Consider the following 15,265-nt stretch of genomic DNA (forward strand, 5'->3'; position numbering starts at 1 on the left):
ATTATTCAATTCTTTAAAAAGTATAAGAGTAAAAATGCCTACTGTCAACGGCGAGCCAGGGGGACAGGTCCCTTGGCTCTTTTTGGTGGCGGGCCGAGGGGTCTGTCCCTGTGGCTTACATTCAAAGTTCTATAGCTTAAATTTATGATTAGCTGCCAAAACCAGGCGGCTTTTCTTATGTAATAGTTGCCTCTCTAACCGATGGGATTTTAACCTTTGCAATTGTTAATAACTAGTATCCAGTATAGGTACCTAAACTTAGAAACAGGCTAGTGAGTAAGAAAATACATTAGCTCCAAGAGGATATGGATATTAGCATATAATATCGGAAAAGATAAGTGTAGATTTAGGGTAGGGGTTGAAAAGGCATGAAACCATCATATGAAGATGTTAAAGAAGCTAGAGAATTATTGAAAGAAGTGGCTTTTAAACATTGGATTCAAGATGATTTATTCACTTGGGAATGGTGGGTATTACTTGCAGCCACAATTATACCCTGGATTTTATGGCTTAGATTTCGCGATAAAAAGAGAACATTTGAACTTTTAAGCTATGGACTTATCTGGGCAACTGCGGCTTCACTCTTTGATGTCATTGGCGGAGAATTGATCCTATGGGGATACCCAGACAAATTGTTGCCAATGGTCCCTCCATTGTTTCCGGCAGATATTACAGTCATTCCTGTTTTATTTATGTTTATTTACCAGCTCTCTAAAAGGTTTTATAGTTATATTATTCTGTCTTTGCTAGGGTCGGCATTGTTTGCTTATGTTTTTGAGCCCCTATTTGTTAAAGGAGAAATGTTTATTTTACATAACTGGACACATACAAAATCCTTCTTAGGGTTTATTCTTCTATCTCAGATTGTGTATGTGATAATAGCCAGACTGAAATCGAGTATATAGCCTTGAATTGTTTCCAAGTGTTTATCATTAAACTAAGTATGTCTCCGAATTCCAATTAGGAGTTAATATTGTAGATTAGCTCCGAGCCAGGGGGACAGACCCCTTGGCTCTTTTTGCTGTAGCTCTCTACGTCCTCGATAAGAGACATCTATTGCAAATGAAAAGGCAGCTGCATCCCCAAGCTGCCTCATTCTTATGATTACTCTTCTTCATCAACATACCGAAACCCATCATCAATCAGCCCCTGCAAATACTCATCAAAGCTGTTAGCAATCACTTTGAATTCGTCCGGGTCGTGCAGAAAGCGGATGATCTGGCCGGAGACACCTTGGTCAGTGGGATTGAAATCAATGTAAAGACTGGAGGTTCCGCCATTATTCATGCAATCTGAAAAGTGGAGATAGGTGCCAGGGTGAAGAGCATCCGGATTGATTTTTGGATCGACGTCCTCTTCTTCGTATTCAGACAGATAGGAGGTGTCCACCTCTTCTTTTGAGCTTTCGAGCATCTGCTGAGCGGACAGCAGATAATAGGGATATGTTCCGTCTTCAACATCGGATCCTAAAATACAAACGGCAATTTGATCCTCGCCATATTTTCTGAAGTACGTGCCATCGATGTTTTTGAGGAGATTTAAGAGTGATTTCGGGCAGTTTGGATAGTGTGACTGGAGTGTGCTGAGGTCCTCTTTGGCAGCACCTGATGCTTTATTAAGTTCGTCTAATTCCTTTTGTGGTAGATGTTCCTTCAGGCCTTTTAAGAAGCTGTTGACTAATTCCATTCTTTCTTCCTCCTAAGGATTTTTTTTGTAAGTGAAACGAGTTTGATAGGGTGATATTAACATATATTCCTTGGAATGTGGGGTGGGGATCTTGCCTGAACCTCGAAATGAGCCAGGGGTCTGATTTCGTTTATTAAGAGCCAAGGGACCTGACCCGGTGGCACAAAAGAGCCAAGGGACCTGACCCCATGGCTCGAAAAAAGCACCCAAGAGCCAAGGGACCTGACCCCGTGGCACAAAAAAGCCAAGGGACCTGATCCCGTGGCACAAAAGAGCCAAGGGACCTGACCCCGTGGCACAAAAAAAGCCAAGGGACCTGACCCTGTGGCACAAAAGAGCCAAGGGACCAGACACCATGGCACAAAAAAAGCCAAGGGACCTGACCCCATGGCACAAAAGAGCCAAGGGACCTGACCCCATGGCACAAAAAAAGCCAAGGGACCTGACCCCATGGCACAAAAGAGCCAAGGGACCTGACCCCCTGGCTCGAAAAAGAGCACCCAAAATGTGTGAATTTTTGCTAAGATATAAGGTACATAGAACAGAAGGCGAATGGTGCCCAGATGAGTATAGTGAAAGATTTCCTGCTGCAATTGACACTCATGGTTATCCCGATTTTCAGTTACTTTACGTTTATTCTGGAGAAGGTAAAAGAGGACCGGTCCATCAAGATGTTCATGACTCTTTTATGGGGATTGTCCATCCTATTGTGCATGTCCTTTCCCGTGGAATACGCCGAAGGGGCACGGCTCGATATCCGGTTTATCCCTCTCCTATTCGGAACGTTATACCTCGGAATGTGGTCCGGTGTGTTTTTGACAGCCCTGATCATTCTGTACCGCCTGTCTTTCGGGATCAGCATGGGCTTTTTGACAACTGTTATAGTGTTAATCATTGCACTCCCGGTCATTTTGTCGGTTCAGCGATTATTTTTACGTGTGAATAAGGATCGAAGGATCTTCATTGCAACGGGATTATCGTTCCTGTACTGTCTCTGCGGCATGGCGGTGTTCGGGGGCATAAATGGCTTCCATATCAACATGTTGAAAGTTCAGGGAATTCATCTGCTTTTTACGATAGCCGTTACGTGGTTCTGTACCATATTAGTTGAGAAAATCCGTGAGAACCACCAGCTCAGGCAGAAGGTCCAGGACTCTGAGAAATTCAGGATGATCAGTGAGCTCACCGGTGTGTTTGCTCATGAAATCCGCAATCCTATGCAGGTGACCAGGGGATTTCTTCAACTCCTTGATGAACCCGATCTCCCTTATCCCAAAAGAGAATACATCAGGCTTTCAATTGAAGAATTAGACCGGGCCAATGAAATCATCAACGACTTTCTCACTTTCGGCAAACCTTCCATCAGTGCAAATAGAGCTGTCAATGTCAGTGAACACTTAAAACGTACAGCAGCGCTGATTCAAACTTTCAGCGTGAATCAGCAGGTTGAATTTCAAACGGACATTCAGGATGACTGCTGGATAAAAGCAGATCCCCAGAAGCTGAATCAATCCCTGCTCAATATCTTAAAAAATGCAGTAGAGTCCATGCCGAATGGCGGGGCCGTGTCGCTTTCATGTCATCAAACCGCCGATGGACACGTCAGGCTCACCGTCAAGGATCAGGGAATCGGCATGAACCTGAAACAGGTCCAGCGTCTCGGATCGCCTTATTATTCTCTCAAGGAAAAAGGGACAGGACTCGGGATGATGGTCAGCTACCAGATCATCCATTCTTTTAAGGGGAAAATCAGAGTGAAAAGCGAAGAAGGGGTGGGCACGGAATTTGTTATTGATTTTCCGGGAGTTGAACGATGAGCCAGGGGGACAGACCCCGTGGCTCTTTTTATGGGTGGGCCAGGGGACCTGACCCCGTGGCTCCATTACTCTACGACAATATTTCCAACATATTGGGCATCACCTTTGTCTGTGTCAAGGTCAAACACTATCACATATTCACCAGTTTCTTCTGGCAAGTAGAAAGATTGTCCTTTTTCTAATTTCAGTTTTGTCTCACTGTCGTTTTTCCAAATCGAAACACTGACTCCATCGGAATCAAAATGGCCAGCTTCAAGGCTGTATTGAACTTTTTGCCCTGAATTAAAGTGTATCACTTCTTGTTTTTTAGCTAATGCTTGAACATCCTCCGTTTTCTTGTTGTATTGTTCGTCGAAGTCCCACTCAACATTCGCTTCTTCTAGTGCTGTTTCTTGGTTAATATCATCAGGATTAAATAGGGAGACTGTTGGCGGGGAAAAATCATAGTCTTCTCCAAAACATCCGGCTAAAACAAAAACAAATATCAAACATGAAATGAATCCTAAAAACCTCATTTTAATCACTCCACATTCTTGGTAAGAACCATGGGGACAGACCCCTTGGCTCTTTTGGAGACTGGGCCATGGGACCTGACCCCGTGGCTCCACGGCAACTAAAGGGTCTCATCCAATCTCCGAATCTCTGACCGGGAAAGCAAATAAACAGTGCCTAAAATATCAATTTTGTCGCCCTTAACACGCACAGCGCAATCCTTGTTCGAAGCATAGATACTCATTTCTTCCGATAGGAGAGACAGCTCACTTTGTACGAGCGCAAGATTATGCTCGAGATCAAAATGGGAAAGGACGGAAAAGTCGTCACGGCCGATTCCATCGTACAGAGTGCTGACTTCAACGTTATAACCAAGGTTTTTCGAGCATAACCATTTAGCAGACATATTGATCGCACCGGCGCTGGCACCCATCACAATGGCTCTGCTTTTTTTAATAGGATCCGACAGCTTATACTCTGCGAGGAACCTATTTTGTTCAACGGTATTTCCGCCTAATAAGAAAATAACTGAAGCATTCTTAATTAACGTATGGGCCTCTTCCTTGGCGACACTAAAATTAATCAAATTATATTGATCAAACATAATGCCCGCCTGATCAAGCCACGAGCGTTCAGCAGCGCCCGTTTCTCCATAAATAGATGGATTTGAGCTGATCATAACAAGCGTTTTTCTATCAATTATATCCTCCCGCAGCACCTTGCTTAGATTCTCTGGGAAATGATTGTTAAACCAGCCTAAATAATAGTGAGTTTTCATATATACCTCCGTAGCAGAAAAGAGCCAGGGGGACAGACCCCGTGGCTCTTTTTGAGAATGGGCCGAGGGGTCTGTCCCCCTGGCTCAAACTGGGCCAAGGGACCTGACCCCGTGGCTCACCTGAGACCAAACTGGCTCAGTGAATATCCTGAATAACCTTCTCCAAAAACTCACCCATCCTTTTAACGGCGGATTCGGAAAAGTCGAAGCTGACGCCGGTTTCTTTATAGATATCGGCGATGGATTGATTGTAGTCGGCACTTGCGCCTTTTTTAAATAATTCCACGGCTTGCTCTGGGTTGTTGTGATAGTTCTCAAGTATTTGCAGAGAGCCAAGCATGGAGATGGAGTATTCGATGTTATAGAAAGGCACTTGGAAGTAGTGCAGGGTGTCTGCCCACATGATGCCCATTTCGTCTTCGAGCCCTGTTGTGTCGACAGGGTTCAGGCCATATCTTTTTGCGATTTCGAAGTATTTTTCATCGCGCTCTTTGGCGGTGTGATTTGGATTGGTATACATCCAATGCTGGAAGAGGTCGCCTGATAATGGGCCGTATAGCATGGTGAATGCCCGTCTCAGTTCTTCACGCTGTGCGCTCTTGAAGTCTTCTTCTTCCGGATAGAAGCGGTCGAGCTTGTCGAGTAAAAGCAATTCCATCCCGTGTGAATAAAGTTCTGCCACTTCCATGCGGTGCTGGTGTTCTTCAAGAGGACCGTGCTCATCAAACTCTAGGTATCCATTCACCGCATGGCCCATTTCGTGAATAAGCGCAATCAGCGAGAAGAAGGATGGACTGAAGTTTGCAAACACAAAGGTATCTCCTGAAACAGATAAGCCAGTGCAGAAACCGCCTGGGCTTTTGCCTTTCCGGTCTCCCAGATCCAGCAGCCCATTTTCTCTCATATAATCGAAACGGTCCGCAAAATACGGATCGGTCTTGCCAAGCATCTCAGAAACGCCATCCATAAGATCAGATACCTCAGTGTATGGCGGATTTTTCATTAATTTCGCGGTGTTATCCCACGGGCGGTAGGCATCGACGCCGAGTTTGGATTTGAATACCTCTGCGAGGCGGTTCCAGGCAGGGATGATATGTTTCTCTACATTTTCATGAAAGTCATAGCAATCCTGGATCGTATACTCACGATTTTTGACCACAAACATATAATCGCGGTAATTTTCAAAGCCTGCATTTAAAGCTATTTGATGGCGCAGCTGGACAAGCTCGTCCATGATGCTGTCCATATCAGGCTTGATTTGGCGGTGTGCTGAGAGCATGGCGTAATAAGCTTTTTCCCGCACGCTTCTGTCCAAATTATCGAGCTGGGACTGGATAAATGGGTAAGGCTTTTCCTCGCCATCCCATTCAACGGTCAGCCCTGCTATGATTTCGCTGTACTTCGTAGAGAGCTCCTGCTCTTTTACCATCAATGGAATATTTTCTTCCCTGAAAAGTTTAACCTTGGACTCGCGGACACGGCGCATCAAGCCGTAGCGTTTGTCATCTAATTGAGCTGCGTATGGAGAGTCACAGAATTTCTCATTCAACTTTGCTTCATATTTCATCAACAGCGGCTGGATGACCTGCTGATCGTGAAGATAAGTCGCCTTGATGTCCGCATCCTCTGTGTCTCGATAAAAATCAACCTGGTGGCCTGTCATGGCCTCATCAATTTTAATTCCTAATTCCTTTTCATTCTTCAACCAATTTTCAAGGTCAGAAACGGAGTCGATCGAAACCTCAAGTAAAGCTTGAAGCTGAGTTTCAACTCCTTCTGCATCCTGGAGATCGATTAATTCTTTATAATAGCTGCGTTTTACATCTTGTGTCATGAAATAGCTCCCCTTACCCCTTGAATTATTATAATTGTCTCAATAATCATATTATAGAATTTCGGCTATTATTTCTAGCTTTTCAGACCGATGCTTTAAAAGATTGTGTGGAGGGTAATATATATTTATAAACTTTGAAGGAATGGAGGACTGTTTTTTATGTTAAAACAAGAAGAAATGGAAACGCTGAGAGAGTTAATTAAAGGTGTGGACACGGCCATGCTGACTACGGTCTCAGATGAAGGGCTGGTTTCACGCCCGATGAAAACGCAGGAAGTCGAGTTTGATGGGGACTTATGGTTTTTTACCAAAAAAGAGACGGATAAATATGATGAGATTTTACATGACAAAGAGGTCAATGTTGCATATGCAGGCAAATCCTATGTCTCTGTTCGCGGAAGAGCCGAAATCGTCGAGGATATAGGGAAGAAAAAGGAACTGTGGAGCAAAATGTATGAGAAAATCATGCAAACTTCTTACGATGACCCGAGCGTGGTCTTGATCAAGGTTAAAGCCGAAGCAGCCGAATATTGGGAAAGCGGCAGCTTTACAAAGAAAGCAGTCTTTATGCTGAAGCGTATCACAGGGCAGGATACAGAAGAAGCTGGGGTTAATGAGACGGTGGAGATGCATAGGTGAGCCAGGGGGTCAGGTCCCTTGGCTTTTTTTGTGGTTTGAAGCGGGGGAGCAGGTCCCTTGAGCCAGGGGGAGAGCCAGGGGGACAGGTCCCTTGGCTCTTTTGAGTTTGGGCCAAGGGACCTGTCCCTGTGGCTCTTTATGTACTGTTTTGTGTGGAATAAAACTTCATCTTACCTCGGAATAAAATATGCTGTCAATTATAAATTTGTAATTTATCCAAAAAATGTTATAATAGCTTTATCAATGTATTGATCGTATTTGGAATTCCGCTGTATTGTTTTGCAGATTGAATTTCTGATACTGTTTTTTATTTTATTTCCTTTTCAAACTGAAGGGAAACTCAAACGATTGTGCAGCCTTTAAGGGAATTTAGTCTAATGAAAAACAGTACCTGAGTTTTTCTACAATACAAGGAGGATTAGAATAATGAATCTAATCAATAAGAAGGTTACGCACAAGCAGTTTGGCATGGGGAGTATAGTTAAACATAATGATACTAGTATCGAAATACATTTCACATCGGAAAATAAGAAATTTGTTTTTCCTGATGTATTTGGAGAGCACCTGGTACTGCACGATAAAATGATGGCTGAATCACTCGATGTGATTATACAAAAAAAGGAAAATGAGCAACGGGAAGAAGACAGGAAGAAGGAAGAAGAAAAAAAACGCCATCGGAAAAGTCAGGAACTTCGCTTGGGATATGAAAAACTTATGAAAAATCATAAACTTCATCCAGAATCCCAAATGGTTTTTTGGTGTGATACAGAAGAACAGAGCAGTTCTTTTTCAGAGTGGAAGGTTTTTTCAGGTGTTATTAAAAGCGGCAATAACAAGGGGAAGCCAAACAAACCCAGCCGCTTGCACCAAAATAGTGCTGTTCTGCTGACAGCAGTGGATCCAAGTAAGCCCGAAAAAGACAGGCGCATCTTAGGTGTCTACATGGTGAAAGAGAACTTTATTGGGAAGCTTTGTGAAACTGGAAATATTCCGGCTCATTCAACATACAGAATCCAGCTTACAGAAGAGGAATCGGAAAAGATGCCTTTCTGGGAATATTATGTTAATGAAAAAACCCCTCAAAAAATGACTTGGAATACAGGGAAATACCGATATTTTGAAAACACCTGGATGGCTCAAGCTCTGCGCGATATAGTTGAGCTGAAAAGTGACCCAACAGAACGGGAGCTCGCACAAGAATTTTTTGAACACTTCTGTAAAATGAATCAGATAATAGAGCAAGATCTGCCCAAGCCTAATGGTGCATTAATGCGCATTTAGACGTGAGGGAGCCAAGGGGACAGGTCCCTTGGCTTTTTTTTTGTTTGGGCCGGGGGGTCTGTCCCTCCGGCTGAGCCAAGGGGACAGGTCCCTTGGCTTTTTTTTGTTTGGGCCGGGGGGTCTGTCCCTCCGGCTGCTGAGCCAAGGGGACAGACCCCCCGGCTCTTTTTTAAGTTTGGGCCATGGGACCCGCCCCCCTGGCCCGGGCACGTTCCTTGCTTATAAAAAATATCTGTACTATAGTATGTCGAGTCAACAAATAATGCATCAATTAATTGGGCAAAGTCATATGGAAATGAGAGAAATCATTCCCATATGCATTGGTTCCAAGCTATAAAGCCAATAGAGTTTTCAATATAAAGGAGTGTTCATGATGGAAAACTACCAAGAGCTTTTGAATAAACAACGCGCCTATTTCCGTTCAGGTGAACCGAAAAGCGTTTCATTCCGACTCCGCACTTTAAATACATTAAAATCCCTTGTGCTAAAGCACGAACAGGATATTCTTGATGCTGTGAAGCAGGACTTGAATAAATCCGAGCTTGAAGCGAAACGAGCCGAAGTTGGACTCGTCATCGGTGAGATTGACTATATGGTGGAGAATCTTGAAGAATGGGCAGCCACGAAGGAAGTGCCGACACCCGCTTCTCACGGGGAGGCCAGAAGCTTTATTAAGCCTGAGCCTTTTGGTTCCGCACTTGTGATTGCGCCTTGGAACTACCCATTCCAGCTTGCCGTGACACCACTTGTAGGCGCCATTGCTGCAGGGAACACAGCCGTGTTGAAGCCATCCGAACTGACGCCGAAAACATCTGCGCTGCTGTCTGCTTTGATCAATGACAATTTCCCTGAAGAGTATCTTCGCGTGGTGGAAGGTGAAGTGGAAACAAGCACAGCTCTTCTGAAAGAAGACTTTGACTATATTTTCTTCACAGGCAGCACAGGCGTTGGTAAGATCGTAGCGGAAGCGGCGGCCAAACATCTCACGCCAACGACGCTTGAGCTCGGCGGAAAAAGCCCGACAATCGTTCATAAAGATGCTGACCTCAGCGAAGCTGCACAGCGGATTGCGCGCGGTAAATTCGCCAATGCCGGCCAAACTTGCGTGGCACCAGATTATCTTCTTGTCCACAGCAGTGTGAAGGATGAACTGATGAACAAGTTTAAAGAAGTCATCACAGCGGCTTTTGGCGAGAATATCGTAGAGAACCCGAACTTCGGACATGTTGTCAGCGGGCGGCACTTCAATCGCCTTGTCGGCTTCCTCGATAACGGAAGCATTGTGACAGGCGGTCAGCATAACCGTGAAGAGCTCATCATTGAACCGACAATTCTTGATAACATCTCATGGGAAGATTCCATCATGCAAGATGAAATCTTCGGACCGATCCTGCCTGTTATGACCTATGATAACCTGGACGAGATTATCGAGCCGATCATGAACCGTCCAAAACCGCTCGCTCTCTATCTTTTCTCAAATGACGAATCGGTACAGGAAGAAATTCTGGGCACAATCTCTTTCGGTGGAGGATCCATCAACGATACAATCAACCACATGACGTCCCACTACCTTCCATTCGGAGGCGTAGGCGCGAGCGGCATGGGAGCTTACCACGGAAAAGCAAGCTTTGATACATTTACTCACTTTAAGAGTGTGTTGAAACGATGAGCCAGGGGGTCTGTCCCTCCGGCCGAGCCAAGGGGACAGGTCCCTTGGCTTTTTTTGAGTTTGGGCTGGGGGGTCTGTCCCTTTGGTCGAGCCAAGGGGACAGGTCTCTTGGCTTTTTTTGAGTTTTAGCCGGGGGGGGGTCTGTCCCTGTGGCTTGGTGACAGCAAAGGGAAGAGCCAAGGGGACAGACCCCTCGGCTCTTTTTGATTTTGAGCCACGGGACCTGTCCCTATGGCCGAATCTTATCCAAAATAAACGCATAACAAGCTGCTGTTTCCTTCAGGTGATTGAAGCGGCCTGATGCGCCGAAGTGGCCGGCACCCATGTTGGTTTTGAGGACAAGGGTGTTGTTGTCCGTTTTAAAGTCTCTTAGGCGTGCGGCCCATTTGGCTGGTTCCCAGTAGGCAACCCGCGGGTCGTTCAGGCCGGTTGTGATGTACATATGCGGATAGTTCTTGGCTTCTACATTGTCGTAAGGGCTGTATGATTTCATATAGAAATAGTCTTCTTGATTTTCAGGATTTCCCCATTCATCCCATTCCAGGGTGGTGAGGGGAATGGTTGCATCGAGCATGGTTGTGACGACGTCGACGAATGGAACTGCCGGCACGGCCACCTGGAACAGGTCACCGGCCATATTGGCCACTGCGCCGACGAGCAAGCCGCCCGCACTGCCGCCATAGGCTGCCATCTGACTTGAGGATGTGTAGCCCTGTTCAACAAGATATTTCCCCGCAGCAATGAAATCGGTGAAGGTGTTTCGCTTGTTCTGCATCTTTCCGTCTTCATACCAATTCCGTCCCATCTCGGATCCGCCGCGGACTTGCGCCGTGACATAGATGACCCCTTTTTCCAGCAGCGGCAGGCGATACGGGTCAAAACGCGGATCGCTGTTTGCTCCATATGATCCATAAGCATACAGTATCAACGGTGCAGGTCCATTGTCCAGCGCACCTTTCCGATAGACAACGCTCAGCGGGACTTGGACTCCATCCTCAGCAGTCGCCCACAGCTGTTCTTGCTGGAAGAGGGACGGATCATAATCTCCGCTGACAGGCGCTACTTGCAAACAATTCCTCTCGCCCGTATGAAGATTCAGCCCGTAAGTTGTTTTTGGAGTAATCAGGGACTCAAATTGAAGAAGTGCCTCTGCTGTTTCATAGCTTTGGCCAGGTAAAATGGATACTGTAAAGAGGGGCTCATCCCATTCTATCCGAGCCAGCTCACCATCATGCAGCATCCAAATTTGCGTCAGCCCGCTCTCCCTGCCAAAAAGGAGCAGCGTATCCCGATATGGGTACATAGCTTGAAGATAACGATCTTCGCTATGCTCAACAACCTTCACCCGTGAAGAAAGGTCATCGGCCGGGCAGCGGAGGAGCTGAAAGTTCAGCGCATCCTCATTGGTAAGAATAAGCAGGTCATCCTCCCAATGCTCGACATCATATTCTATCCCTTCACGGCGCGCATCTACCAGCTGTAAAGAAGTCAACGGGGAAGCAGCATCCAAGAGGCGTATCTCGCTCGTCGTTTTTGACCTGGAATGAGCAAAAATATATTTTCCGCTTTGCGATTTAGACACATACAAAGAGAATGTTATGTCTTTTTCTTCATATAGCAGTTCATCACTGCTGTTTTCGCTTCCCAGCTGATGCCGCCACAGCTGATAAGGCCGCTGACTTTCATCAACTTTTATGTAGAAAATATACTCACCGCACATGCTCAACTCCATGCTGCCATGGATAAAGACATCCGGAACTTTATCCGGCAGAAGTTCACCTGTCTCCAGATCCTTCACATAGATGGTATAGCGGTCAGTGCCATCACGGTTCTCCAAATAAGCGAGGCGGTTATGATCGGTACTTACACGCTGCAGCGTTACACTTAAATAATCACCCTCAGCAGCTAACTTGTTAAGGTCCAGTATGATTTCCTCTGTCGCTTCCGGCAGTTGCTCGCGGCTCGCTGCCTTCTTGCGTGCATAAATTGGATACTGCTTGTCCTTGTCCAAAAAAGAATAATAGAAGTACGGTCCATGCTGCACAGGAACCTTCACTTCTGAATCAGGCACACGGTCAACCATACTTTGATAAAGCTGCTCGCTCTGCCCCTCCAACGGGCGCATGATTTCATCGTAATACCGGTTTTCTTCCTCTAGATAGGTAATGACCTCCGGATTGGTGCGGTCCCTCAGCCAATAATAATCATCTTCACGTACATCCCCATGCAGGCTGTGCGGGTGGGGCATGCGTTTTGCAATAGGTGGTTTCATATGGATTCTCCTTTCGTTGTTGATAACAGTTTCGAGACAGTGGGGGGGAAATCCTCTTTTTGGGAGGGGCGGTTTGGGCCGGGGGGACAGGTACCTTGGCTTTTTTTTAGACTGGGCTACAGAAGCCATTGACGTAACACTATTTGAATAATCTTCCATTGACGCCCCCGTTAATTAACATATTTATGTTAAAATAGAAGGACAATCAAAAGAAAGTGGATTGAGCTATGCTATTAGATGCAGCTACAAACAAGCCAGTTTTTTTATTTTCGAGAAGTGGGAAAAGAAGAAGTAAAGGGTAACAGGTACCTTACTGATTTTGGCTGGGAATTTAATTGGCTCCACCCAATATCGCATGGTTTTAGGGTATTCGGGTTAGTTACCAACAAATACCCCGATTTTGTAGAAGGTCTTATTGCGTTAAAAGAAAATCCTGATGAAGACTTTCTTTGTATAGATGTAGATATAATTGAATCTGCTCCGCAAAATAAGAAGTTTATAAAGGGAGTGCTAAACGAAGAGCGCTCAAATATAAATGTGGGAAGAATTCTCATAGCATTTGCATGTTGGTACAGCATAGATAAAGGGTATGATGGATATGTAGGACTTACATCAAAAAGCAGCAAATATCCTTTTTATATGAGTATGGGGGCAACACAGACGTTTGGGCAGTATATTATGTTTGATGATATTGCAGCTAGTAGGCTGGTCAAACAATATTTTCCGGGAGGTGTATCTTGGTGGCAGGAATCAAATTAAAATTGAGGCATATGAAAAGAACGCCAGATGTGCATACTATTGCCAGGAGTGATATTATGCGCAGAGATATCGACAAGTTTGATAATGCTTTCCCAGATGGTGTATTTGCATTCCCGGCATCCACCGAATCCCCAAAAGTAAAAATAAGAGCGTTAGATAAATACTGTAAAGAACATGGAATAGAGCCAAAAGATTTAACGGAAGAAGAAATAAGGCCGTTTCTTGTATATTAAGAAGTCCCTGCAGATTGAGGGGCTTTTTATTTTTGAGCCAAGGGGACAGACCCTTTGGCCTTTTTAAGACTGAACCACTTGACCTGTCCCTGTGGCTCACCACCAAATAGCAAGGAGGCGAATTAATTTGAAATCATATATTCTAAGAATAGAATTAGAAGGGTCGAACCCGTTAATATGGAGAAAAGTCATCATGCCAGCGGGAGCAACGTATAAGAGGCTTCATGATGTCATCCAGAATGTGACCAATTTTCGAAGTGGTTATCCTTATGAAGGTTATCATCTTTTTGAGTTTGACCTGATTGAGGACCAGAGGATTGTTACAGATAATGAAGAAGCTTATCTTGAGCATCAGCATTTTAAGAAAAACAAGGGCATGTATGAAGAGCGGCTGAGATCAATGCCGGCGGAAATGTTGGATTTTGAGAAGAATTGTCAGGAAAGATTGAAGGTTGAAGTGCGCAAGCCTACCGGTTTAAAGATCGATGATTATCTGGAGAAGTATAAGGAAATCAAATATTCCTATGATTTTGGTGATGGCTGGCGTTTCAACGTGAAGCTTGAGCAGGTTGTCGATGACTATTACTTTGGTTTCCCAACACTGCTTGATGGAGCAGAAACTGCACCTCCTGAAGATGTGGGCGGGCTGCCTGGATTCTATGAATTTCTAGAAGCTTATCGGGATGAGAAGCATCCTGAACATGAGGACATGAAAGTTTGGGCCGAATCGATGTATTTTCGGGAATATGATCCTGCCTCGATCAATGACAGTTTAAAAGGGCTAAATTACAAGAAAACTGAGTGGGATAAGATTAACCATGAAAGATACGAGATTATTGAGGATAAGTATCGGAAGTGAGCCAAGGGACCTGACCCCCTGGCTCACCCAAGCAGGAATTTTTATATCTTGGTCGAATAGGTATTATGGATGAGCCAGGGACTTACATGGCTGGAAGCCCTGTCCCTGCAGCTAAAGAATGGAGGTGCCAAATGCCTAGACAGGCAAGGAAGAAGAGTATGACCGGCATATATCATGTAATGCTAAGGGGGATCAATAAGCAGACGATTTTTGAAGATGATGAAGACAGGCGGCGATTTATTTATACGGTATTAAAGTATAAGAAGAAATGTGATTTCGATCTTTTCGCTTACTGCCTTATGGATAACCACGTTCACCTGCTGCTGAAAGAAAAAGAAATATCACTATCGGATATAATTAAAAACCTCAGCTCAAGCTATGTATATTGGTATAACACTAAATACGATCGCTGCGGACATCTGTTTCAAGGCAGGTTCCGAAGCGAAAATGTTGAAACCACATCCTATTTCCTCAAAGTAATCCGTTATATTCACCAAAATCCTCTGAAAGCTGGCCTGGCGAGGAGTGCTTTCTCCTGTAAATGGACCAGTATCCATGAATACACTTCTCCATTAAGCCCATTAAACACCGCGGCTGCCCTTAAATTATTCTCCCAAAACAAAGACGAATCCATCACCTTATTCAAAGAATACATGAATGCACTAAACCAGGATGAATGCCTGGAGGATACCCCGCGTCCACGTAAAACGGATGAACAACTGATCAGCTATATCCGTGAAATCGGAATTCATCATACCAGTATGCTGCAGCAAATGAATAAACCGCAGCGAAATACGATCTTAAGAGAATTAAGAAAACTAGAAGGAGTCTCGGACCGGCAATTATCAAGAGTTACGGGGGTATCGAGAAGCATAATTCAGAGATTGGGTTGAGCAGCAGGGAGAGCCGCGGGGACAGGTCCCTTGGCTCATTTGGAAAAGTGGGC

Annotated in this window: 14 protein-coding genes; 9 read left to right on the plus strand and 5 right to left on the minus strand. The window is 44.9% G+C overall.

Annotation, left to right across the window (positions count from 1 at the left end):
* The first annotated feature begins 368 nt into the window (after positions 1-368).
* Entirely contained in the window at positions 369-905 is a 537-nt protein-coding gene (locus AC4E8B_RS04580; RefSeq protein ID WP_490217304.1) for a CBO0543 family protein, read from the plus strand.
* Positions 906-1,104: 199 nt separating this feature from the next.
* Here the strand turns inward: AC4E8B_RS04580 and AC4E8B_RS04585 are convergent, their stop codons facing one another.
* A complete protein-coding gene (locus AC4E8B_RS04585; RefSeq protein WP_490217305.1) occupies positions 1,105-1,686 on the minus strand; it encodes an SMI1/KNR4 family protein in 582 nt (193 codons plus the stop codon).
* A gap of 563 nt (positions 1,687-2,249) precedes the next feature.
* On the opposite strand from AC4E8B_RS04585, the gene AC4E8B_RS04590 reads away from it, so the two are divergent.
* Positions 2,250-3,503: an ATP-binding protein gene (locus AC4E8B_RS04590; protein ID WP_490217307.1), complete on the plus strand. Its 1,254-nt coding sequence runs from the start codon at positions 2,250-2,252 to the stop codon at positions 3,501-3,503.
* Positions 3,504-3,568: 65 nt separating this feature from the next.
* Here the strand turns inward: AC4E8B_RS04590 and AC4E8B_RS04595 are convergent, their stop codons facing one another.
* The 3 genes from AC4E8B_RS04595 to AC4E8B_RS04605 all read right to left on the minus strand — a co-directional run bounded on the left by AC4E8B_RS04595 (position 3,569) and on the right by AC4E8B_RS04605 (position 6,607).
* Entirely contained in the window at positions 3,569-4,018 is a 450-nt protein-coding gene (locus tag AC4E8B_RS04595) for a hypothetical protein (protein WP_490217309.1), read from the minus strand.
* Between the two features lie 98 nt (positions 4,019-4,116).
* Positions 4,117-4,773, minus strand: a complete 657-nt coding sequence (locus AC4E8B_RS04600) for a Type 1 glutamine amidotransferase-like domain-containing protein (RefSeq protein WP_490217310.1) — start codon at positions 4,771-4,773, stop codon at positions 4,117-4,119.
* Positions 4,774-4,909: 136 nt separating this feature from the next.
* Positions 4,910-6,607, minus strand: coding sequence for a M3 family oligoendopeptidase (locus AC4E8B_RS04605; RefSeq protein ID WP_490217312.1), 1,698 nt, complete (start codon positions 6,605-6,607; stop codon positions 4,910-4,912).
* 159 nt (positions 6,608-6,766) lie between these two features.
* Between AC4E8B_RS04605 and AC4E8B_RS04610 the strand changes: the two genes are divergently transcribed.
* The 3 genes from AC4E8B_RS04610 to AC4E8B_RS04620 all read left to right on the plus strand — a co-directional run bounded on the left by AC4E8B_RS04610 (position 6,767) and on the right by AC4E8B_RS04620 (position 10,196).
* The gene (locus AC4E8B_RS04610; RefSeq protein ID WP_490217314.1) at positions 6,767-7,246 is read left to right on the plus strand and encodes a pyridoxamine 5'-phosphate oxidase family protein; all 480 of its coding nucleotides are present in this window, start codon (positions 6,767-6,769) and stop codon (positions 7,244-7,246) included.
* Positions 7,247-7,672: 426 nt separating this feature from the next.
* Positions 7,673-8,527 (plus strand): malate synthase, encoded by an 855-nt coding sequence (locus AC4E8B_RS04615; RefSeq protein WP_490217315.1) that lies wholly within the window; start codon positions 7,673-7,675, stop codon positions 8,525-8,527.
* 370 nt (positions 8,528-8,897) lie between these two features.
* Positions 8,898-10,196 carry an aldehyde dehydrogenase gene (locus tag AC4E8B_RS04620; protein WP_490217316.1) on the plus strand — a complete coding sequence of 433 codons (1,299 nt, stop codon included), beginning with the start codon at positions 8,898-8,900 and terminating at the stop codon, positions 10,194-10,196.
* A gap of 229 nt (positions 10,197-10,425) precedes the next feature.
* Here the strand turns inward: AC4E8B_RS04620 and AC4E8B_RS04625 are convergent, their stop codons facing one another.
* On the minus strand, positions 10,426-12,468 hold the full coding sequence (locus AC4E8B_RS04625; RefSeq protein ID WP_490217317.1) for a S9 family peptidase: 2,043 nt from the start codon (positions 12,466-12,468) through the stop codon (positions 10,426-10,428).
* A 276-nt stretch (positions 12,469-12,744) separates the two neighbouring features.
* Here AC4E8B_RS04625 and AC4E8B_RS04630 point away from each other — a divergent pair, with 276 nt between their 5' ends.
* The 4 genes from AC4E8B_RS04630 to AC4E8B_RS04645 all read left to right on the plus strand — a co-directional run bounded on the left by AC4E8B_RS04630 (position 12,745) and on the right by AC4E8B_RS04645 (position 15,212).
* On the plus strand, positions 12,745-13,227 hold the full coding sequence (locus AC4E8B_RS04630; protein ID WP_490217318.1) for a hypothetical protein: 483 nt from the start codon (positions 12,745-12,747) through the stop codon (positions 13,225-13,227).
* Positions 13,209-13,460, plus strand: a complete 252-nt coding sequence (locus AC4E8B_RS04635; RefSeq protein WP_490217319.1) for a hypothetical protein — start codon at positions 13,209-13,211, stop codon at positions 13,458-13,460. Before AC4E8B_RS04630 ends, AC4E8B_RS04635 begins: the two co-directional genes overlap by 19 nt.
* 127 nt (positions 13,461-13,587) lie before the next feature.
* Positions 13,588-14,319 carry a plasmid pRiA4b ORF-3 family protein gene (locus AC4E8B_RS04640; RefSeq protein WP_490217320.1) on the plus strand — a complete coding sequence of 244 codons (732 nt, stop codon included), beginning with the start codon at positions 13,588-13,590 and terminating at the stop codon, positions 14,317-14,319.
* Between the two features lie 179 nt (positions 14,320-14,498).
* Positions 14,499-15,212, plus strand: coding sequence for a transposase (locus AC4E8B_RS04645; RefSeq protein WP_490219501.1), 714 nt, complete (start codon positions 14,499-14,501; stop codon positions 15,210-15,212).
* Positions 15,213-15,265: the final 53 nt, after the last annotated feature.

The sequence above is a fragment of the Bacillus sp. SRL543 genome (genome assembly GCF_984799205.1).

Bases quoted from the DNA above. Each gene is read 5' to 3' on its own strand.
- AC4E8B_RS04615 (WP_490217315.1), top strand. From the start codon at position 7,673: ATGAATCTAATCAATAAGAAGGTTACGCACAAGCAGTTTGGCATGGGG.
- AC4E8B_RS04625 (WP_490217317.1), bottom strand. From the start codon at position 12,468: ATGAAACCACCTATTGCAAAACGCATGCCCCACCCGCACAGCCTGCAT.
- AC4E8B_RS04590 (WP_490217307.1), top strand. From the start codon at position 2,250: ATGAGTATAGTGAAAGATTTCCTGCTGCAATTGACACTCATGGTTATC.
- AC4E8B_RS04600 (WP_490217310.1), bottom strand. From the start codon at position 4,773: ATGAAAACTCACTATTATTTAGGCTGGTTTAACAATCATTTCCCAGAG.
- AC4E8B_RS04585 (WP_490217305.1), bottom strand. From the start codon at position 1,686: ATGGAATTAGTCAACAGCTTCTTAAAAGGCCTGAAGGAACATCTACCA.
- AC4E8B_RS04645 (WP_490219501.1), top strand. From the start codon at position 14,499: ATGCTAAGGGGGATCAATAAGCAGACGATTTTTGAAGATGATGAAGAC.
- AC4E8B_RS04620 (WP_490217316.1), top strand. From the start codon at position 8,898: ATGATGGAAAACTACCAAGAGCTTTTGAATAAACAACGCGCCTATTTC.
- AC4E8B_RS04610 (WP_490217314.1), top strand. From the start codon at position 6,767: ATGTTAAAACAAGAAGAAATGGAAACGCTGAGAGAGTTAATTAAAGGT.
- AC4E8B_RS04605 (WP_490217312.1), bottom strand. From the start codon at position 6,607: ATGACACAAGATGTAAAACGCAGCTATTATAAAGAATTAATCGATCTC.
- AC4E8B_RS04595 (WP_490217309.1), bottom strand. From the start codon at position 4,018: ATGAGGTTTTTAGGATTCATTTCATGTTTGATATTTGTTTTTGTTTTA.
- AC4E8B_RS04580 (WP_490217304.1), top strand. From the start codon at position 369: ATGAAACCATCATATGAAGATGTTAAAGAAGCTAGAGAATTATTGAAA.